The organism is Halomonas sp. MES3-P3E (assembly GCF_002836035.1).
Lineage (GTDB): Bacteria > Pseudomonadota > Gammaproteobacteria > Pseudomonadales > Halomonadaceae > Vreelandella > Vreelandella arctica.
This window is the reverse complement of the sequence record NZ_PJBT01000176.1, coordinates 1-263: the sequence shown is the minus strand read 5'-3', so window position 1 is coordinate 263 and position 263 is coordinate 1. Positions and strand designations below refer to the sequence as shown.

Below are 263 nucleotides of genomic sequence, written 5' to 3'. Positions count from 1 at the left end.
AGCATCACTAATGATTACTTCGCGAATCATTAGCCTCGAAAACTAATTTACCTGTCCCAAGCGATTCGATTAGTTCCTTCAGCCTGAAGCTTTCAGTCATCTTGTCTTGGTTCATGTTATCTAACCATCGCGCTATCACCTGAAGTTCTTGGGTCCGCAAGTGAAGACGTCGCCTTTGAGTGGCGAGTGGTACTGGTTCATTAAACTCTACGGTGCCTTGATCCGCCCAAGATAATATTTGTTTGATCTCTGGAAGACTAACG

At 44.5% G+C, this 263-nt stretch carries 1 pseudogene; it reads right to left on the bottom strand.

From position 1 onward, the window contains the following. Window positions 1–7: 7 nt before the first annotated feature. Window positions 8–263 (bottom strand): annotated as a pseudogene (locus CXF87_RS22100) (MerR family transcriptional regulator); the annotation flags it as partial.